The sequence below is a fragment of the Xanthomonas sp. D-99 genome (assembly GCF_017746145.1).
In the GTDB taxonomy this organism is placed as follows: domain Bacteria; phylum Pseudomonadota; class Gammaproteobacteria; order Xanthomonadales; family Xanthomonadaceae; genus Xanthomonas; species Xanthomonas cissicola.
In genome coordinates, this window is the sequence record NZ_JAGHWU010000014.1 from 60,802 (window position 1) to 81,086 (window position 20,285).

15 protein-coding genes, 1 tRNA gene and 1 pseudogene are annotated in these 20,285 nt (G+C 64.9%); 7 read left to right on the forward strand and 10 right to left on the reverse strand.

The window, feature by feature from the left end; genetic code table 11:
• Window positions 1-86: 86 nt before the first annotated feature.
• A complete protein-coding gene (locus J7360_RS06585; RefSeq protein WP_057660254.1) occupies window positions 87-1,226 on the reverse strand; it encodes a homocysteine S-methyltransferase family protein in 1,140 nt (379 codons plus the stop codon).
• A complete protein-coding gene (locus tag J7360_RS06590) occupies window positions 1,223-2,218 on the reverse strand; it encodes a metalloregulator ArsR/SmtB family transcription factor (protein WP_057660252.1) in 996 nt (331 codons plus the stop codon). Before J7360_RS06590 ends, J7360_RS06585 begins: the two co-directional genes overlap by 4 nt.
• Before the next feature lie 88 nt (window positions 2,219-2,306).
• Between J7360_RS06590 and J7360_RS06595 the strand changes: the two are divergent.
• The 3 genes and pseudogenes from J7360_RS06595 (at window position 2,307) to J7360_RS06610 (ending at window position 5,480) form a co-directional block, all read left to right on the forward strand.
• Window positions 2,307-3,629, forward strand: a pseudogene (locus J7360_RS06595) (acyl-CoA dehydrogenase family protein).
• Between the two features lie 30 nt (window positions 3,630-3,659).
• Window positions 3,660-3,770: an acyl-CoA dehydrogenase family protein gene (locus J7360_RS21340; RefSeq protein ID WP_033481355.1), complete on the forward strand. Its 111-nt coding sequence runs from the start codon at window positions 3,660-3,662 to the stop codon at window positions 3,768-3,770.
• Between the two features lie 186 nt (window positions 3,771-3,956).
• A complete protein-coding gene (locus tag J7360_RS06610; RefSeq protein ID WP_209033499.1) occupies window positions 3,957-5,480 on the forward strand; it encodes a platelet-activating factor acetylhydrolase IB subunit in 1,524 nt (507 codons plus the stop codon).
• Between the two features lie 347 nt (window positions 5,481-5,827).
• Here J7360_RS06610 and J7360_RS06615 read toward each other — a convergent pair.
• A tRNA-Leu gene (locus J7360_RS06615) sits at window positions 5,828-5,914 on the reverse strand.
• A gap of 122 nt (window positions 5,915-6,036) precedes the next feature.
• Here J7360_RS06615 and rnr point away from each other — a divergent pair.
• The 4 genes from rnr to J7360_RS06635 all read left to right on the forward strand — a co-directional run bounded on the left by rnr (window position 6,037) and on the right by J7360_RS06635 (window position 13,683).
• Window positions 6,037-8,565, forward strand: coding sequence for a ribonuclease R (gene rnr / locus J7360_RS06620; RefSeq protein WP_057660248.1), 2,529 nt, complete (start codon window positions 6,037-6,039; stop codon window positions 8,563-8,565).
• A 281-nt stretch (window positions 8,566-8,846) separates the two neighbouring features.
• Window positions 8,847-9,320 carry a GFA family protein gene (locus J7360_RS06625; protein WP_089095637.1) on the forward strand — a complete coding sequence of 158 codons (474 nt, stop codon included), beginning with the start codon at window positions 8,847-8,849 and terminating at the stop codon, window positions 9,318-9,320.
• Between the two features lie 313 nt (window positions 9,321-9,633).
• A complete protein-coding gene (gene rlmB / locus J7360_RS06630) occupies window positions 9,634-10,383 on the forward strand; it encodes a 23S rRNA (guanosine(2251)-2'-O)-methyltransferase RlmB (protein ID WP_007966215.1) in 750 nt (249 codons plus the stop codon).
• A gap of 264 nt (window positions 10,384-10,647) precedes the next feature.
• The gene (locus tag J7360_RS06635; protein ID WP_209033501.1) at window positions 10,648-13,683 is read left to right on the forward strand and encodes a ligand-binding sensor domain-containing diguanylate cyclase; all 3,036 of its coding nucleotides are present in this window, start codon (window positions 10,648-10,650) and stop codon (window positions 13,681-13,683) included.
• A gap of 240 nt (window positions 13,684-13,923) precedes the next feature.
• Here J7360_RS06635 and rnt read toward each other — a convergent pair whose 3' ends face one another.
• The 7 genes from rnt to pstS form a co-directional block, all read right to left on the reverse strand.
• Window positions 13,924-14,565: a ribonuclease T gene (rnt, locus tag J7360_RS06640; RefSeq protein WP_005913796.1), complete on the reverse strand. Its 642-nt coding sequence runs from the start codon at window positions 14,563-14,565 to the stop codon at window positions 13,924-13,926.
• 261 nt (window positions 14,566-14,826) lie between these two features.
• Window positions 14,827-15,234: an RcnB family protein gene (locus J7360_RS06645; protein ID WP_057660242.1), complete on the reverse strand. Its 408-nt coding sequence runs from the start codon at window positions 15,232-15,234 to the stop codon at window positions 14,827-14,829.
• Window positions 15,235-15,344: 110 nt separating this feature from the next.
• Window positions 15,345-16,055 (reverse strand): phosphate signaling complex protein PhoU, encoded by a 711-nt coding sequence (phoU, locus tag J7360_RS06650; RefSeq protein WP_003487149.1) that lies wholly within the window; start codon window positions 16,053-16,055, stop codon window positions 15,345-15,347.
• 126 nt (window positions 16,056-16,181) lie between these two features.
• Complete coding sequence (pstB, locus tag J7360_RS06655; protein WP_005913798.1) at window positions 16,182-17,012, reverse strand: phosphate ABC transporter ATP-binding protein PstB; 831 nt, start codon at window positions 17,010-17,012, stop codon at window positions 16,182-16,184.
• A gap of 22 nt (window positions 17,013-17,034) precedes the next feature.
• The gene (gene pstA, locus J7360_RS06660) at window positions 17,035-17,904 is read right to left on the reverse strand and encodes a phosphate ABC transporter permease PstA (protein ID WP_209033503.1); all 870 of its coding nucleotides are present in this window, start codon (window positions 17,902-17,904) and stop codon (window positions 17,035-17,037) included.
• Window positions 17,904-18,878, reverse strand: coding sequence for a phosphate ABC transporter permease subunit PstC (gene pstC, locus J7360_RS06665; protein WP_007971998.1), 975 nt, complete (start codon window positions 18,876-18,878; stop codon window positions 17,904-17,906). The genes pstA and pstC overlap by 1 nt, the downstream gene beginning before the upstream one ends.
• Window positions 18,879-18,990: 112 nt before the next feature.
• On the reverse strand, window positions 18,991-20,088 hold the full coding sequence (gene pstS, locus J7360_RS06670; RefSeq protein ID WP_057660240.1) for a phosphate ABC transporter substrate-binding protein PstS: 1,098 nt from the start codon (window positions 20,086-20,088) through the stop codon (window positions 18,991-18,993).
• Window positions 20,089-20,285: the final 197 nt, after the last annotated feature.

Consider the following 20,285-nt stretch of genomic DNA (forward strand, 5'->3'; position numbering starts at 1 on the left):
CCTTGTGGCAATCCAAGCGCCGCGCTGTCCTTCTCCCGCCAGCGGGAGAAGGTGCCCGAAGAGCGGATGAGGGGCAGCCTGACGCATCACGCCGCCAGCTCTTGTGCGCCAGGCAATTGCCGCGGCGGCAGGTCCGCGACCGCCTCGGCAATGGCGCGGATATGGTCGGGCGAGGTGCCGCAGCAGCCGCCGACCAGATTGAGCAGGCCGGCCTGTGCGAATTCGCGTAGCGTCTGCGCCATTTCTTCCGGCGTCTCGTCGTATTCGCCGAAGGCATTCGGCAATCCAGCATTCGGATGCGCGCTGACATAGGCGTCGGCGATCTGCGCCAACGTTTCCACATGCGGGCGCAAATCCCTGGCGCCGAGCGCGCAATTCAGGCCGATCGACAACGGCCGGCCGTGCGCGACGGATGCATAAAACGCTTCGGCAGTCTGTCCGGACAAGGTGCGACCGGATGCATCGGTGATGGTGCCGGAGACCATCACCGGCAAACGCCCGCCGCGCGCGTCGAAGACCTCTTCGATCGCATACAGCGCGGCCTTGGCGTTGAGCGTGTCGAAGATGGTTTCCACCATCAGCGTATCCGCGCCGCCATCGATCAGGCCCTCGATCGCCTCGCGATAGGTTGCGCGCAACGCATCGAAACTGGTGTTGCGGTAGCCCGGGTCGTTGACGTCCGGACTGATCGAGGCAGTACGGCTGGTGGGGCCAAGCACGCCGATCACAAAGCGCGGCTTGTGCGGGGTCAACGCCTCGACGTCGTCGCAACAGGCGCGCGCGACCTGTGCGCCGGCCTTGTTCAACTCGTACACCAGATGTTCCAGGTGATAGTCGGCCTGGCTCACTGATGTGGCGTTGAAGGTATTGGTTTCCAGGAGATCGGCACCTGCCTCCAGGTAGGCACGATGAATGCCGGCAATGATTTCCGGACGGGTCAACAGCAGCAGATCGTTGTTGCCCTTCAGGTCGTGGCCCTGCGGTACGTGCGCGTGGTCGCAACCGGGGCCGTGCACGTGCGCACTGTCGTAGCCGTCGGCAAAGCGGGTGCCGCGGTAATCGGGCTCCTGCAGATCGTGGCGCTGGATCATGGTGCCCATCGCCCCATCGATGATGAGGATGCGCTCGGCAAGCGCGGCAGTGAGCTTGGCTGCGCGTTCTGGATGCAGCCACGGCAATGCAAATTGAATTGGGGATTCGGGATCGGGGATTCGCACGAGCGTCATGGTCCGGTTCTCCGCGCAGCAGTGTCTTTGTTTTCCACTAATCCCGAATCCAGATTCGCCATTCCCGGCTTCACCGCAATCAGCGAGATCACTTCGAAATGGGGCGGGCGTTTTTCGCGCGTCACCGTCTCCAGGCTGGAGACGTCCAGCCCGGCTTTTTCAACGAACTTGCGCAATTCCTTGGCAGCAAAGCCCAGATTGACGTGGCCGTACGCATGCACCGCGGCGCGATGTTCGTGCTTGGCCAGGCTGCACAGCAGCAGGCGGCCGCCCGGGCGCAGCACGCGCGCCGATTCGGCCACCGCCTGCGCCGGTTTGGCCGCGTAGGTCAGCGCATGCATCAGCACCACCAGGTCGAAGCTGGCATCGGGGAATGGCAGCGCATGCATATCGCCTTCGCGCACTTCCACGTTGCGTAGTTTGCGCAGGCGCTCGCTGGCGGCCGCAACCACGCGCGCGCTGGTGTCGATGCAGATGTAGCGGGTGGCGTGCGGTGCCACCAGTTCGGCCAGCACGCCGTCGCCGGACGCGATATCGAGCACGTCGCCGGTTTCCAGCAGGGGCAGGGCGGTGCGCGCCAGGGCTTCCCAGGTGCGTCCCGGCGAGTAATGCCGCTCCATGTCGCCGGCCACCGAATCGGCCCAGTTCTGATCCGCGGCACGGTTGGCCAACACGGCGGCCACGCGCTCGGCATCCTGGCGCAGCAATGGGTCGTCGCTGCCGGTGCTCAGTGCCAGCCACAGCGCCCGTTGCGCCGGGTCCAGCGACACTTCGTCGAAGCGGTAATACGCCGACACCCCGGCGCGGCGGTCGCGGACCAGCCCGGCTTCCTTGAGTTTGGCCAGGTGCGTGGACACCCGTGGCTGCGCCAGCCGGGTGATGGCCGACAGCTCGGCCACGGTGAGTTCTTCCTGCTCCAGCAAGGCCAGCAGGCGGACTCGGGTGGCGTCGGCGAATACCTTCAGGCGTGCCGACCAGTCTTCCAGATCCATGAATATCTCTATATCGCGATATGGAGATATTTTCGACCCGGCGACAGGTGCGGTCAACTACATACGCATGCGAATGGTTGGCGCTACAATGGGGCTCAGCTCAGGCCTGAAGGGGTGCGACGTGGATTTCAGCTTCACCGAAGAACAATTGATGATCCAGGATGTGGCGCGCCGCATCGCGCAGGAAAAAATCGCGCCCAGCGCCGAGCAATTCGACCGTAGCGGCGAATTCCCGCTCGAAAATATCCGCCTGTTGGGCGAAAACGGCCTGATGGGCATCGAGGTGCCGGTCGAATACGGCGGCGCCGGCATGGACCCGATCAGCTATGCGCTGGCGATGATCGAAATCGCCGCGGCCGACGGTGCGCATTCCACCATCGTTTCGGTCAACAACTCGCTGTTTTGCACCGGTATTCTGAAGAACGGCAGCGAAGCGCAGAAGCAGCTCTACGTGCGCGCGATCGCCGAAGGCACGCACATCGGTGCGTTCGCGCTGACCGAGCCGCAGTCCGGCTCGGATGCCTCGGCAATGCGCTGCCGCGCCGTCAAGCAGGCCGATGGCAGCTTCGTCATCAACGGCAAGAAGAGCTGGATTACCTCCGGCCCGGTCGCCAAGTACATCGTCCTGTTTGCGGTGACCGAGCCGGACAAGGGCTCGCGCGGCATCACCGCCTTCATGGTCGATACCGACCGCGCCGGTTTTCATCGCGGCAAGACCGAGCCCAAGCTCGGCATCCGTGCCTCGGCCACCTGCGAAATCGAGTTTGCCGATTACGTTGCGCAGCCCGACGAGGTGCTGGGCGTGGAAGGCGAGGGCTTCAAGACTGCGATGAGCGTTCTGAATGCCGGGCGTATTGGTATTGCCTCGCAAGCGGTCGGGATTGCACGCGCGGCGTATGAGGCCACGCTGGCCTACGTCAAGGAGCGCAAGGCATTCGGCGCGGCGATCGGCACGTTCCAGATGACCCAGGCCAAGATCGCCGACATGAAGTGCAAGCTGGATGCAGCGCTGCTGCTGACGTTGCGCGCGGCGTGGTTGAAGGGGCAGGGGCAGAAGTTCGGCACCGAAGCGGCAGTAGCCAAGCTCACTGCATCCGAGGCGGCGATGTGGATCACCCATCAGGCCGTGCAAATTCATGGCGGCATGGGGTATTCGAAGGAAATGCCGCTGGAGCGCTACTTTCGCGACGCCAAGATCACCGAGATCTACGAGGGCACCTCGGAAATCCAGCGCCTGGTGATTGCGCGTGGTGAGACCGGCTTGCGCTGAGGTCTTGCCGCGCTCCAGCGCTGCCGCTACGCGCGGCAACGCTGGAGCGCTCTTCGCGACGCCAAGATCACCGAGATCTACGAGGGGACTTCCGAAATCCAGCGCCTGGTGATTGCGCGCGGCGAAACTGGCTTGCGCTGAGGTCTTGCCGCGCTCCAGCACTGCCGCTGCGTGCGGCAACGCTGGAGCGCTCTCCGCGACGCCAAGATCACCGAGATCTACGAGGGGACTTCGGAAATCCAGCGCCTGGTGATTGCGCGTGGCGAAACTGGCTTGCGCTGAGGTCTTGCCGTGCTCCAGCGCTGCCGCTACGCGCGGCGACGCTGGAGCGCTCTCGGCCGCAGCGACGCGGCAAGGTCGGAGCGCTCGCTGCAGTGCGTTGTGATCACCAGGGGCGGCTACGCCAACGCTTGTCCTGCGTTGCATGCGCGGACCACAATCGACGCTTCTCCTGTGTCTGGTGCGCGCATGTCCCGGTCTTCGCACGCTGCTTCGTCCCGTGTTTCACGCTCCGGCCTTGCACATGCCCTGTGGTGCTGGGGGCTGCTGCTGTTCTGCACGGCGGCAGGCGCGCAGGCCTCGCCGCCTTCGATCGTGCCGACTGACCGTCTGCAAGAAGCGTGGTGGGCGCAGCGGCATGCGCAGGTGCTGGAGCAGGTCAAGCAGCACCCGGATACCAAGTTGCTGCTGATCGGCGATTCGATCACCCAAAACTACGAGAAAGCCAAGGCGCCGGATGAAGACTTCCAGCCGACCTGGCGAACCTTCTACGGAAGCCGCGGCGCACTCAACCTGGGTTTCAGCGGCGACGGCACCGAAAACGTGCTGTGGCGGCTGGCCAATGGCGAAGTCGACGGGCTGCAGCCGAAGGTCGCGCTGGTGCTGATCGGCACCAATAACACCGGCCACCTCGGTCAAACCGCCGAACAGACCCAGCTCGGTATCGATGCGGTGGTCGCAGCGATCGAGCAGAAGCTGCCGCGCACCCACATCCTGCTGCTGAGTGTGTTGCCCAGCGATCTCTCCAGCGAAAAATCGCGGCGCGATGCGCAGATCAATCAGGGCCTGGCCGTGCGTTACGGCGACAACCCACGCGTGACCTATCTGGATGTGAGCTCGGTCTTCCAGCGCGAAGGCAAGCTGCGCACCGAGCTGTTTTACGACACCCGGTTCCGTCCGGCGGCCGGTGCCTTGCATCCGGACACGCGGGGGCAGCGCATGCTGGCCGAAGCGATCGAGCCAACGCTCGCGCGGCTGCTGGGCGAGCCGCCGGTCAAGCCGGTGGCCGAACTCGGCCGTGACGCGGCGACCTCGCTGATGCCGGTCGACTGGCTGGAGCAGGATTCCTACGACTGGTACGCGCGCCACCACGCAGCGCTGGCCATCGCGCGCAGCCTGAAGCCGGAGGTAGTGATGATCGGCGACTCGATCACCCATTTCTGGTCTGGGCCGCCGCAGGCCACGCGCGTCAGTGGCCCCGAATCGTGGCAATGGTTGTATGGCACGCGGCCGGTACTGAATCTGGGCTTCGGCTGGGACCGCACGCAAAATGTGCTGTGGCGCATCCGCCAGGGCGAACTCGATGGTCTGGACCCGCGCTGGGTGGTGCTGCATATCGGCACCAACAATCTCAGCGGCACGGCGCAATCGCGCGCCAGCACCCCGGCTGAAGCGGCGTTGGGTGTGCAGGCGGTGGTGAGCGAGGTGCGCCGCCGCCTGCCCAACAGCAAGCTGATCCTGATGGCGATCATGCCGCGCGGCCGCAACCCCGACGATGCGCGGCGCGCGCCGATCGCCGAGACAAACCGGTTGCTGGTCGCGCGCTATGCCAAGGATCCGGCGGTGCAGTTGGTCGATCTCGGTCCCAAGCTGCTGCAGCCCGACGGCACGCTGCCCGAAGCGCTGATGCCCGATGGCACCCATCCCAGCGAGTCCGGCTACCGCATCTGGGCACAGGCGCTACGCGAGGCAGGAATTACCGCTGCGCCGTAACGGGGCGGCACGCGAGCGCGTTCGCCGAAAGGCGCGCGCGGCTGGTGAGCGTGGCAATGGGGCCGCCCGCGCGCTGCTGCGTCGTGCGTGCCGACAGTCGCGCTTGGTCTTTCAGCATTGCGCGAGCCCACATTCCCGCGTGGAGCGTGATGACGGCCGACGGGCGCAAGCGAGGCTCTCTGCGTCAGGCAAGGCCCGGCATGACCTGGTCTGCCGCGTCCGGCGCCAGGAAAGCGAGCCCGGGTCGAGGTGCCGGCAGGACTCGGCACGGCGATCGAGTGCAGAGCACTGCATTTTCGAACCGCAGAAACCAGAAGACCCCCGATTGCTCGGAGGTCTTTTTAAACTGGTGCCCAGAAGAGGACTCGAACCTCCACGAAGTTGCCCCCGCTAGCACCTGAAGCTAGTGCGTCTACCAATTCCGCCACCTGGGCAGGTGAGCCGCGAATTTTGCAGGCTCCCGGCAGGCTTGTCAATGGGTTTTTATGCGGCAGTCGTCGGCGGTCGCGCCGGCCTTGGTGCCCATCTCGCCGCGCCACGCAGTACCATATAAGCAATGACAAAGAAAAAAAACCCAGATTCCGATCGGCCGAGTCGCCGCAAATCCACCGGCGCAGGCGATTCCAGCACTGCCGAACAGCAGAAGTTGCCGGGCTGGATGCCAGACTTCCTGGTCCGCGCCGCAGCCGGCGCATCGACCAAGTCCGCCAACAAGCGCGCTGCCGACAAAGCATCCAACGCCTCCAAAGCCTCGCCACAGCCGGCGACCGCGCCGCCTGCGCCGCGCGCTCCGCATCCGCGCAAGAGTGGCCCGTCTGCGCCGCCGCCGGAACGCTTCCAGACCGCCGCGCCCGCGGCTGCCGAATTCAAGGATCCGCATGCCGAGCGCGAGGCTCTTCGGTATGCCGAGCCGATCGCCAGCCGCGAGGCGATCCTGCAATTGCTGGAAGCCTGCGACGGTCCGCAGACCGCCGAAGAAATTGCCGAGCAGCTCAATCTGAGTGATCGCATCGACGCACTGGGCAAGCGCCTGGCCGCGATGGTGCGCGAAGCACAGCTGGTGCAGAACCGCCGCGGCGGTTATGCGCCGGTGCAGCAGACCAGCCTGATTGCCGGCGTGATCATCGCCAATCCGGAGGGGTTTGGTTTCCTCAAGCCCGACGAGGGCGGCGACGACCTGTTCCTGCCGCCGTTCGAAATGCGCAAGGTCATGCATGGCGACCGCGCGCTCGCCAATGTCACCGGCATCGATCGCCGCGGCCGTCGCGAAGGCGCCATTGCGCGCGTGCTCGAGCGTGGCATGTCGCGCATGCTGGGGCGCTTCTTCTATGAGCACGGCGTGGCTTACGTCGACCCCGACGACAAGCGCATCCAGCGCAATGTGCAGATCGCCCCGGACGGTATCGGCGAGGCACGCGAAGGCCAATTGGTGGTCTGCGAACTGATCGCGCCGCCGGACGCGCGCCGCCCGGCGATCGGCAAGATCATCGCGGTGCTGGGCGACAAGCTGGCGCCGTCGCTGGTCGTGGAAATGGCCATCCACGGCCATGAATTACCGCACGAATTTCCGCAAGAAGTATTGGACGAAGCGGCGGCCGTGCCGTTGGTGGTCGAGCCGCAGATGATCGGCGGGCGCGTGGACCTGCGGCAGATGCCACTGGTCACCATCGATGGCGAAGATGCCAAGGATTTCGACGACGCCGTGTATTGCGAACCCAACGCCGACGGCTTCCGTCTGGTGGTGGCAATCGCCGACGTGTCCAACTATGTGCGTCCCGGGACGCCGCTGGACGACGAAGCGCAAAATCGCGCCACCTCGGTGTATTTCCCCGGGTTCGTGGTGCCGATGCTGCCGGAGACGCTGTCCAACGGCATCTGCTCGCTGATGCCCAAGGTCGACCGCATGTGTTTCGTCTGCGACATGCAGGTGGGACGCGATGGCGAAGTGACCGGCTCGCGTTTTTACGAAGCGGTGATGAATTCGCACGCACGCCTGACCTATAACCAGGTCTGGAAGGCGGTGGGCGAAGACGATGCGGATACCAAGGCCTTCATCGGTCCGTTGCTGCCGCAAGTGCAGCGCCTGCATCAGCTGTATCACCTGCTGTCGAAGGCGCGCACGCAGCGCGGCGCGATCGAGTTCGAAACCTCCGAAGTGCGCTTCGTGCTGGACAACACCGGCGAAGTCACCCAGGCCGGCATGCTGGTGCGCAACGATGCCCACAAGCTCATCGAAGAATGCATGATCGCCGCCAACGTCGAGGCGGCGCGCTACCTGCTGAGCGTGCATGTGCCCGCGCCTTACCGTGTGCATGAGCGCCCGCCGGAGAGCAAGTACGAAGACCTGCTGGAGTTCCTCAAGGAGTTCCAGCTGAGCTTGCCGGCATGGAGCAAGGTGCGACCCGGCGACTACACCAAGCTGCTGAAGAAAGTGCGCGCCCGCCCGGATGCGGCGTTGCTGGAATCGGTGTTGCTGCGCAGCCAGAGCCTGGCGGTGTATTCGCCGGAGAACAACGGCCATTTCGGTCTGGCGTTGGAGGCATACGCGCATTTCACCTCGCCGATTCGGCGTTACCCGGATCTGTTGGTACACCGCGCAATCAAGCACGCACTGACCGGCGCCAGCCCGCAAACATTCATCTATACCCCGCGTCAGATGGCGGCACTGGCGCTGCAATGCTCCGAGCGCGGACGGCGTGCCGATGAAGCCGAACGTGAAGTGGACGAGCGCTATCGCGCCGCCTGGATGGAAAAGCACGTCGGTGGCCAGTTCGATGGCGTGATCAGCGGTGTGACGGGATTTGGTCTGTTCGTAGAGTTGACACAGTCCAAGGTCAACGGCCTGGTGCATGTCACGCAGCTGCCGCAGGACTATTACCAGTTCGATCCGATTCGTAAGACGCTCAGCGGCGAGCGCCGTGGCCGCGAGTTCCGCCTCGGCGACCCGGTGCGCGTGCTGGTGCTCAAGGCCAGCATGGAAGAGCGCAAGATCGATTTCCGCCTGGCCGAAGAAAATGGCGGAGCGCCCGAAGCGCCGCTGCCGCCGCGCGAGAAGCCGACCAAGCGCAAGAAGAAATCGTACTGAGCTGCAGGACCATGCTGCGGGCGACCGAAATGGCGGCCCGCAGCACGTCTAGTGGTGGCAAGAGCGGCCACTAAACTGTAGCGAGAGTCGTCGGATGGCTGCAGACGGCGCTGATGCATCGCAGCGTGCCGGCGTTTCCGGGCCACTTCCACTCCCGCTGCCAGTCGCGTCCGCTTGGCGGTGAGCGCAGTCGTGTTATTAGCTGTTATAGAGGCAGGTGGGGCCGTTGCAGGTGTGTGGGTCTGCAATGGTGTCCGTAACAGACTGACGCGGAGCAGGGCATGGACACTTCAAGCGAATACAGCGGTGGCTGCCAGTGCGGGGCGGTGCGGTTTCATGTGCGTGGTGCGTTGGTGGACGCTTCCATCTGCCACTGCCGCATGTGTCAGAAAGCATTCGGCGCGTATTATGCGCCGCTGGTGTCAGTGCGAGGCACCGAGTTTCGCTGGACCCGTGGCGAGCCCAAGCGCTTTGCATCGTCGACGGTCGTGCAGCGTGGGTTTTGCGCCGATTGCGGCACGCCATTGACTTATGAGGCACCCGACGGGATCTCGGTTGCAGCAGGTGCCTTCGACACGCCGGAGCAGTTGCCGCCGCATATCCAGTACGGGTTGGATCGTAAGCTGCCCTTCGTCGATAGCTTGGCGCAGCTACCCACGCGTCCACCCGAAGACGATGCCGCCGCGGAGGCGTTTTTGGCCAGCGTGGTGTCGCGGCAGCATCCGGATCACGACACTGCGCATTGGCCCGCGTGAGAAATCGCCCTGGTTTGACTGCGCTGCTGATCGCGGCATGCGAGCAGTGGCGGTATCAACTTGCCTGCGGCCGTCACTCGCCGCGGTAAGACGCGCTGGTGCACGATCTGGCAGGCTTCCATCGGCACGATGGGGTGCGCGGCCAGCATGCGTTCACTGCAGGTGTGCCATTGGCCCCGGGCGCTGCGCGTCCAGCACCGGTGCCCCTTGCAGCAACGCTTCGCTGGCATCGCCCGGGCTCCCATGCACCGGCCGTGACGTAACAGGCCGCAGGCCCTACCATTCCCTCTTTACCTCTTCGTATGTCCGCGCAATGAGCAAGCAGAACCAGTGGATCGTCGGCGTCAACGCTGTCGCCTCGTCCGTCGAGAACGACGCCGACAACGTGCGCGAGGTGTTGATCGAAGCCGGCAGCAAGAATCCGCGCCTGACCGAGATCGAGGAACAGGCACGCCGCAAGGGTATCGACGTGCGCCGGGTCAACACCCAGGCGCTTGACGGTGTGGGCGGGCAGGTGCGCCATCAGGGCGTGGCCGCGCGCTATGCCGCCGCGCGGCTGTGGGCCGAGAACGAGCTGGAAGGGCTGATCGAGGCCGCCGCAGGGCGTGCGCTGGTGCTGATCCTCGATGGCGTGCAGGACCCGCACAACCTTGGCGCGTGCCTGCGCAGTGCGGCAGCGGCCGGGGTCACTGCGGTGGTGATTCCCAAGGACAAGTCGGCCACGGTGAACGCCACCGTGCGCAAGACCTCCGCCGGTGCCGCCGACCGTATTGCGGTGGTGGCGGTGACCAACCTGGCGCGCTGCCTGCGCGATCTGCAGAAGCAGGGTGTGTGGCTGTATGGCTTGGCCGGCGAAGCAGAGGCTTCGTTGTACAGCGTGGATCTGCGCGGCAATGTCGGGCTGGTTCTGGGTGGCGAGGCCGATGGCCTGCGCCGTCTCACCCGCGAGCACTGCGACGGCCTGGTCAAGATCCCGATGCCCGGTGAAATCGAAAGCCTCAATGTGTCGGTCGCGACCGGTGTGACCTTGTTCGAGGCCGTGCGCCAGCGCCTGGGCGCGTAACGGCCCGCGTGCATCAGGCGCGAGCGCGGGCGTGCCGGCCTGGGTATCGTACGCGCGTCACGCGATGCACATCAGCTCCACTTCTTGATCGTGGCATTGCCGATGGGCATCTGCGCAATGTTCCGCGCAGATGCAGCTCGCAGACAGTGGCCTGGCCCACGCGCAGGGAGTTGCAGCAAGGCTTTCCAGACGTGCGCTTCCATCGTCGAACGCCGCGCGGCGTTTTTGCCTACCATATCGCCAGCGAACGGCGCGTTGTGTGTGATGAACGATGGGGTGGGCGCCTGGCAAACAGGCGAGAGCAGTTGCGGCGCCCAGGCGTCAGCACGACGAAGAAGTAGACAGCAGCAGCGCTGGCTCGGTGTCGGCGCCTGCCTGCTGTTGGCGCTGTGTTCGCTTGTTGCGGTTGCCTCACCGGCCGGAACGGCACGCTTGCGCGATTACGCCATCGATAGCTGGAGTTCGCGCAATGGGCTGCCGCATAACTCCTTGCGCGACATCGCCCAGACCCGCGACGGGTATCTGTGGTTCGCAACCTGGGAAGGCCTGGTGCGCTACAACGGGCTGGAATTCAGCGTGATCGACCGCAGCACGCGCCCGGGGCTGCCCGATAACGGCGTCGGCGCACTCTACGTAGATCGCGATGGCGCGCTGTGGCTGAGCGATGCGCGCGGCAACCTGGTCCGGCATGCTGCCGATGGGCAATGGCGGCAGTGGCAGCGGCAGGGGCAGTGGCCGCAGGCGTTGATCCATGCCATGACCATGGACGCTGAAGGCCGCATGTGGCTATTGTTCGAAGGGCATGGGCTGGGCTGTCTGTGGCCGGATGGGCGCTTCGACTATTTCCCGCCGCACGATGACGCGCCGCTGCAGAGCAGCTTTCCGCGCATGGTGTTCGATGCGCGGGGGCGCTTGTTGATCGGCACCTTCGATGGATTGATCTACCGCGAACCGGATGGCCGCATGCACCGCGCGCCGGCTGCATTCGGGTTTCCACCAGGGTTGGCATGGCCGTATCGCGCGACGGACGGCACGGTGTGGGTGGTTGCGGGCGATCAGCTGTTTCGCCTGCAGGGCGAGCGCGCCGAGCTGGTGCATCGGGTGCCGGGGCAGGGCCACTTCACCGCGATGCTGCAGGATCGCCACGGCGATCTGTGGCTGGGCAGCGAAAACCAGGGGCTGCTGCGGATCGGGCCGTACGGCGTGGAGCATCTGCCGGCCGGTCGCAGCCTGCCGACCGGACGCATCGTCAGCCTGCGTGAGGACGCCGAAGGCAGTATCTGGGTCGGCGCCAATGGCGGTCTGTTCCGGCTGCGCGAGACCCTGTTCAGTAGCTACAGCCAGCGCGATGGATTAAGCGGGGACTACAGCCGCGCCATGTTGGAAGACCGCGACGGCAGTCTATGGATCGCCGGAACCGTCGGCCTGGACCGGATGCTGCCGGACGGGCGCATCGTACCGGTGCCGGTGGTCACACCCTCCGGGCGACGCCTTTCGGTGCTCAGTCTGGCGTTGGACCGGCACGGCGATCTTTGGGTGGGCACCTATGCCGATGGCGTCTTCGTGTTGCGCGCTGGGCACGTGCTGCGCCATTACGGCGAGGCCGAGGGCATTCCCGGCGGGCATATCCGCGCGATCGTGATCGACGACCACGATGCGGTATGGCTGGCAACCCAGCGTGGCGTGGTGCAGCTAGTGGATGGCAGGCGCGCGCCGTTGGCGATCGAAGGCCTCCCTGCCAGCGTGGTGACCGCATTGGCCAGCGTCGATGGTGCGTTGTGGATCGGTTCGGTCGATGGTGCGGCAGTGCTAAGCAACGGCAAGCTGCGCCAGTTGAATCTGGAAAAACTGGGCGGCGCGCGCAGCGTGTTCGGTTTTCAGACCATCGGCCGCGATGTGTGGATCTCCACCGACCGCGGCCTGTATCGCGAGCGCGATGGCGTGCTTGCACGCGTGGGTCTGGAGCAGGGCATGCCGGTGGATACGGTGTTCCAGCTCATCGACGACCGGCGTGGCAATGCATGGATCAGCAGCAATCGCGGTGTGCTGCGTACCGAACTCAAGACCCTCAATGCCGTTGCCGCCGGGCATGGCACGCTCGCGACCGAACGCTATGGCGAGATCGATGGCATGGGCAATGCGCAAGCCAATGGCAGTTCCGGCCCCAGCCTGCTGCGGCGTGCCGACGGCACGGTGTGGGTGGTGACAGCTGGCGGTGTGAGCAGGGTCGACCCCTCACGCCTGCAGCGCTTTCGCGAACGTCGCCCGCCGCCGGCAGTGATCGAGAACGTGCAGCAGGATGGTCAGCCGTTGGTGGGGCGCCAGCGCGCACAACTGGCTGGCGGGCATCGCTTGAACGTGTCCTACGTCGGCATGAGCTTTCTGCTGCCGGAGCGAATCGAGTACCGCACCCGACTGGAGGGTCTGGACACTAGCTGGACCGAGCGCGGCCGGCAGCGCAGCGTGGAATTCATCGGCCTGCCGCCAGGCCGGTATCGTCTGCACGTGGCTGCGCGCCATCCGGGTGGGGCATGGAGTCCGCACGAAGCGGTGTGGGCGTTCGAGGTATTGCCGCTGTGGTGGCAACGGCAGGATGTGCGCCTGGCCGTGGCGCTGGGGACGCTCTTGTCGCTGGCCTTGCTGTATCGCGTATTGCTGCATCGCTACAAGACCCACAACGCGCGCCTGGCCGAGCTGGTGCGCAAGCGCACCGAGGACCTGCAGCGGCAGGCGCAGCGCTTGCTGCAGGCCAACCAGGAAAAGAGCGAGCTATTGACGCGTTTGCGTATCAAGTCCGATGTGTTCGAGCGCCAGGCGCACGAAGATGCGTTGACCGGGCTACCCAACCGTCGTCATTTCGACGAAGCGCTGGCGCGCGATATCAGCCGTGCACGGCGCAGTGCGCGCCCGCTGGTGCTGGCGATTCTGGATATCGATCACTTCAAGCGCATCAACGACCATTATTCGCACGCCAGCGGCGATGCGGTCCTGCACGAGGTGGGGGTGCTTCTCACCGCGGCCGCGCGCGCCTCGGATCTGCCGGCACGCCTGGGCGGCGAAGAATTCGCGCTGCTATTGGCCGACACCACGCTGGACGAGGCACAGGCACTTTGCCTGCGCATTCGCGCGCTCTTCCATGCCCGTCACAACTGGGCCAGCGTCGAGGGCTTGCAGGTGACCTTCAGCGCCGGTGTTGCCGCCCTGCGCGACGACGAAACCGGCTCGTCGCTGATGCAGCGCGCCGATCACGCCTTGTACGAGGCCAAGAGCGCCGGGCGCGACCGGATCTGTGTGGGTTAGACGCCGGGATTCGGGATTCGGGATTCGGGATTTGGGATTCGCAACGGCAGTGCAGGCGTTCCTTCTCCTGCGGGAGAAGGTGCCCAAAAGGGCGGATGAGGGTACGGCAGCAAGCAGCAGTGCTGCGTCGTGATCAGGACGGTTGCGGCTCGTGCTTGGTAAACGTACGCGATTGGCCGCTTCAATCCAGAAACCACGACGCTTTTGCCAATCCCGAATGCCCAATCCCGAATCCCGTCCTCACACCGGCCCGGGCCAGGCGTTGGCGATCTTGCAGAACAGGCGTGCGGTCTGTTCGGTGTCGTAGACCGCGCTGTGGGCGTCGGCTGCATTCCAGTCCAGTCCTGCGGCCTGGGCGGCGCGTGCCAGCACGGTCTGGCCGTAGGCCACGCCAGCCAACGTCACCGTGTCGAATACGCTGAAGGGATGAAACGGGTTGCGTTTGTGGCCCACGCGCGCCACGGCCGCGTTGAGAAAATTCAGGTCGAAATGCGCGTTGTGGCCGACCAGGATTGCGCGCTGGCAGCCGTATTTCTTCACTGCTGCGCGCACCGGCGCAAACACATGGTCGAGCGCGTCCTTTTCCTGCTTCGCGAATCGGAATGGATGGTCGAGCACGATACCGGTGATTTCCAGCGACTTCGGGTCGATCTCCAGCCCGGGCGCCGGCACCAGGTGTGCGCTGGCGGTCTCGCCGGGAAAGAAGCGTCCGTCGGCACCCATTTCGATCGGCACGCAAGCGATCTCCAGCAGTGCGTGCTTGTTCCAGTCGAACCCGCCGGTTTCTACGTCCACCACCACGGGCAGATAGCCACGAAAGCGGCGCGACATCGGCAAAAAGGAGGGGGCAGGCTGTGCATCGACCGGTTCGTTCATCCGCATAGCCTAGCAGGTCGCACGCCGGGCTCTGCCTTGGCTGCAGGCTTGCACATCCATACCAGTGGCGGCGGTGGCCCGCATCACCCGGTGCATGACCTAACACCATGCCGTTGGCGCGCATGACCGCCCCGTGTTGGCGAGCATTTTTTTCGAACCGGGCGGCTGCGGACCATCTGCGTCGGTCGCCCCCACACCAAAATAGAAGAAGCCCGATCCGCGTTGCCACGGACCGGGCCTCACTAACGACACGGTGAGCGCGAGCGCTTAGTGTCCAGCGACGACGCTGGTGATCAACCCGGTGGCCACTGCGATCAGCACGTACGTGTTATCCACGCGACGCCATTCGTGTCCGCGCGGCGGCGGCTTGAGATGGTGCTTGTGGTAGTCGGCAACGCGGCTGCCACGATGGTCCGGCGCCAGCCGCTCGCCGCGGCGATACGGCGGGCCGCGCCGGTCGTCGCGGTGATCGTCGTGATGCGCCTTGCGGCGATCGTCGCGCCTGTCGTCATGCCTCCGGTCGCGATGGTCGTCGTGGCGGTCAGGGCCATGGTCGTCGTGACGCTGCGCGTTGCGGTCACGGTCGTGATCGAGGTCGTGCTGCTGCGGCGCTGCAAACGCTGCGCCAGAGGTCAGCAGCGTCAAGGCCATGAAAGATCCAACGAAGCGTTTCATCAGCGGACTCCTGGGTCACAGGAAATGCCTGTGCAGCTGCACGGTAGAAGTTTCAAGCTGAATACGTAATGAGAAGGCGTTCCGGCGCCTCACGGCAGCGCTGCCGCGGTCTAGACGACGCCGGTGCTGCTGGTGTCGTCGCGCTTCACGCGCGGAGGCAGGGGTTGCTCGCCATGCACTAGGAACCACACGTTCTCGGCGATGTTGGTGGCGTGGTCGCCAATGCGTTCCAGATTCTTCGCCATGAACAGCAGATGCGTACACGGGGTGATATTGCGCGGGTCTTCCATCATGTAGGTGAGCAGCTCGCGAAACAACGCGGTGTACTGCGCATCCAGGCGCGCATCTTCGTCGCGGACACGGATCGCCGCATCGGCATCCTTGTTGCGATATGCCTGTACGGCTTCTCGCACCGCATCGGCCGCCATCTGGCCGAGCGCGCGCAGGCCCACGGTCTGCGGCAGCGGCGGTGCGGAATTGAGCGCGATCGAGCGCTTGGCCACGTTGGCCGCGTAATCGCCGATACGTTCGATATCGGCCGGAATCCGCAGGCCTGCAAGAATTTCGCGCAGATCGCGCGCCATCGGGCCGCGCAATGCAAGTCGCATCACGTCGTGGCTGATCGCGTGCTCCAGCGCGTCGATCGCCTCGTCGTTGACCACGATGCGGTGCGCGGCATTGTCATCGCGACGCTCCACCACATCCAGTGCGGCTTCCAGCTGCGCCACCGCCGTCTCGCCCATGCGCACGATCTCGGCGACGAGACGGTGCTGCTCCTCGTCGTAGCTTTTGACGATATGGTCGTTGAGGTGCTGGTTCATCGTGATCTCGATTCGTGGCAGTGGTGGATGTCCGCCGTAACCTTGGCGACATGGCACATGATGCAAATGTCGTGCCGGGCGGTGCGGCGGAACTGCGTCAATGCGGCATTGCTGGCGCGCCTTACATCAACCGAAGCGGCCGGTGATGTAGTCCTCGGTCTGTTGCTTGGACGGCTGCGAAAAAATGGTTTCGGTGCGGTCATGCTCGATCAGATCGCCCAGGTACATGAAGGCGGTGTAGTCGGACACGCGCGCGGCCTGCTGCATGTTGTGGGTGACGATCACGATGGTGTAGTCGCGCTTGAGCTCTTCCACCAACTGTTCGATCCGGCTGGTGGAAATCGGGTCCAGTGCGGACGTCGGTTCGTCCAGCAACAGCACATCCGGGCGCAGTGCTACCGCACGTGCGATGCACAGGCGCTGCTGCTGGCCACCGGAAAGACCCAGCGCGCTCTGCCCCAGCTTGTCCTTCACCTCGTCCCACAGCGCGCCCTGGCGCAAGGCCTGCTCGACGCGGTTCTGCATGTCGGCCTTGGACAGTTTTTCGTGGTGGCGGATGCCGTAGGCCACGTTTTCGAAGATGGTCATCGGAAACGGCACCGGCTTCTGGAACACCATGCCCACCTTGCTGCGCAGGCGGTTCATCGGGTACTTCGGCGACAGGATGTTTTCGTTGTCCAGCAACACCTCGCCGCGCGCTTCCATCTTCGGATACAGCGCGTAGATGCGGTTGAAGATGCGCAGCAAGGTCGACTTGCCGCAGCCGGAGGGACCGATCAACGCAGTGACGCGCTTTTCGGGGATCTCGATGTTGATGCTCTTGAGCGCGTGGTACTTGTCGTAATAGAAATCCAGATTGCGTGCGGCCACCTTCACCGGCGCCTGTGCCGTCGGCGCCCCCGTGGCGGCCGGGACAGCGATGCGATGCATCGGCTTGGCGTTTTGGAGATCGTTCATGTCGGGTGTCCGGAAGGAAAGGTCAGTCATTGGAGATCTTGTTGCGCAAGAGCAGGGCGCGCGCGCCGAGGCTGACCAGCAACACGAACACGGTCAGCACCAGCGCGCCGGCCCAGGCCAGCGTCTGCCAGGTGTCGTACGGGCTGCCGGCGAATTGATTCATGATCACCGGCACGCTGGCCATTGGCTGGAAGATGTTGCTGTTCCAGTACTGGTTGCCGAATGCGGTGAACAGCAGCGGTGCGGTCTCGCCGCTGATGCGCGCCAGCGCCAGCAGCACGCCGGTGACGATGCCTGCCGATGCGCTGCGGTACAGCACCTGCACCGTGACTTTCCACTGGGGAATGCCCAGCGACAATGCCGCTTCTCGCATCTGCGCCGGCACCAACCGCAGCATTTCGTCGGTGGTGCGCACCACAACCGGCAGCACGATGAAGGCCAGCGACAGCGCACCGGCGAATGCCGAAAAGCGCCCGCCGGTCTGCATCACGTACAAGGTGTAGACGAACAGGCCCAGCACGATCGAGGGCGCCGACAACAGGATGTCGTTGACGAAGCGCACCACCACGCCGGCCTTGCGCGCGTTGCCGTACTCGGCGAGCCAGGTGCCTGCAGCGATGCCCAGCGGCGTGCCGATCGCCAGTGCCAGCCCGCACATCACCGCACTGCCGAAGAAGGCGTTGAGCAGGCCGCCTTCCTGCATCGGCGGCGGCGTCATCTTGGTAAACAGGTTGAGATCGATGCCCGGCACGCCCTTGGACACCAGCGTCCACAGGATCCAGGCCAGGAAGAACAGACCAAACAACGCAGTGACGCACGAGAGCAGCAACGCAATGGCGTTGGTGACCCGGCGGCGGATGTACAGCGATTGCGATACCGAGGCGGCGGACATCAGTTGCCCTCCCGACGCGACAGCTGCATGAGCATGAAGCGCGCGATGGCCAGCACGATGAAGGTCACGATGAACAGCACAAAGCCCAGCAGCAGCAATGCCGACCGATAGGTTTCAGTGGCCTCGCCGAAATCGTTGGCGATCAACGCCGCGATGGTGGTGCCGGGCTCCAGCAGCGACGGCGACAGGCGCACCGTGTTACCGACCACGAAGGCCACCGCCATGGTTTCGCCCAGCGCACGCCCCAGACCCAGGAACACACCGCCGATCACCGCAGAGCGGGTGTAGGGCAGCACGATGTCCCAGCTCACTTCCCACTTGGTGGAGCCCAGCGCGTATGCCGACTCCTTCAAGCGCGTGGGCACAGTCAAAAACACTTCGCGCATCACCGAGGAGATGAAGGGAATCACCATGATTGCCAGCACGAAGCCGGCGGTCAGCAGGCCGATGCCCAACGGCGGGCCCTGAAACAACGGGCCGATCAGCGGCAGCGTGCCGAGATGATCGTTGAGCCATGGTGTGACGTGCTCGGTCATCACCGGCACCAGCACGAACAGGCCCCACATGCCGTAGATGATCGACGGGATGCCGGCCAGCAGCTCGATGGCGGTGCCGACCGGGCCACGCAGCCAGCGCGGCGCCACCTCGGTCAGAAAGAACGCGATACCGAAACTCACCGGCACCGCAATCAGCATCGCGATGACCGCGGTGACCAGGGTGCCGTAGATCGGTGCCAGCGCACCGTATTTGTTTTCGACCGGATTCCAGTCGGCCGAATAGAAGAAACTCAGGCCCTGCGTCTGCAAGGCATGGCGGCCGCCCCACAGCATCGACAGCGCCGCGCTGCCGAGCGCCAACAGGACGAAAACGACCGTAGCGGCCAGCGCAAGCTTGAACAGGCGATCGGCGCGTGCGTCGCGCAGGTCGCGGCCGCGTGGCGCGGTCATCGCTTCGGGAATGGCGGTGGCATTCATTCGATTGGACTCGTCACCCGCGCAACGGCGGGAGCGTGAGACAGCAGGAACGGCGAGGCACCTTCAGGTACCTCGCCGCAGCGCAGCCCGCCGCATGGGCGGGTGCAAGGCATTACTTGAACTCGCTGCCCCAATAGGCTTCGATCTGCTTCACCAGTTCCGGCGGCAGCGGGACGTAGTGCAATTCGCTGGCCTGGGCCTGGCCGTTTTCCAGCGCCCACTTGAAGAAGTCCAGCGTCGCCTTGCTGCGCGCGGCGTCCTTGGGCTGCTTGTGCATCAACATGAAGTTGGTCGCGGTGATCGGCCATGCCTTCTCGCCCGGCGCATTGGTGATCACCAGATTGAAGTCACGGGCGTTGGCCCAGTCGGCGCTGGCAGCGGCGGCGGCGAAGCTTTCCGCATTCGGCTCGATCCACTGGCCGGCCGCGTTCTGCAGCGAGGTGTACGGCATCTTGTTCTGCAGCGCATAGGCCAGTTCGACGTAGCCGATCGAGCCCTTGATCTGCTGCACGTACGAGGCCACGCCCTCGTTGCCCTTGCCGCCCACGCCACCCGGCCACTGCACCGAGGTGCCTTCGCCGACCTTGCTCTTCCACTCCGGGCTGACCTTGGACAGGTAGTTGGAGAAGTTGAAGGTGGTGCCCGAACCATCCGAGCGATGCACCAGGTTGATCTTGGTGGCGGGCAGGGTCACGCCCGGGTTGGCCGCGACAATGGCCGCGTCGTTCCACATCGTGACCTTGCCCAGGAAGATGTCGCCCAGCAGGGCGCCGGTCAGGCGCAGCTTGCCCGGCGCGATGCCTTCCAGATTCACCACCGGCACCACGCCGCCGATGGCGGACGGGAACTGGCCCAGGCCAGCCTGTTGCAGTTCGGCGCTGTCCAGCGGCTTGTCGGTCGAACCGAAATCCACCGTGCCGGCCTTGATCTGCGCAATGCCGCCGCCGGAGCCGATCGACTGGTAGTTGACCTTGTTGCCGGTGGCGGCGTTGTAGTCGGCCGACCACTTGGACACCAGCGGATAGATGAAGGAAGCACCGGCGCCGGAAATTTCAGCGCCCTTGCTGTCGCTGGCGGCGGCGCTTGCGGCCGGCGCGCCCTTTGCGGCGTCCGCGGACTGCGCGTCCTTGCCGGGCGAGCACGCGGCCAGGGCAAGGGCAAGGGCAATGGTGAGGGACAGGGCGGTCAGGCTGGCCGACTGCAATTTCATGGAAGCTCCGAGGCTGGATTGGCCGGTGTCTCCGGCAGACCACGCTATGAAATGATGTTTTTGTTACACCTGCATGACAGTGCCTTCTGGCCAACGCATCACAAAAAAAGACGCGGACCACGGAGGGCGTTGCACCCTCCGGGATCCGCGTCCCGGGGCCGACGCCGGGGAGAGAGACGGCGTCGTTCCGTCACGCG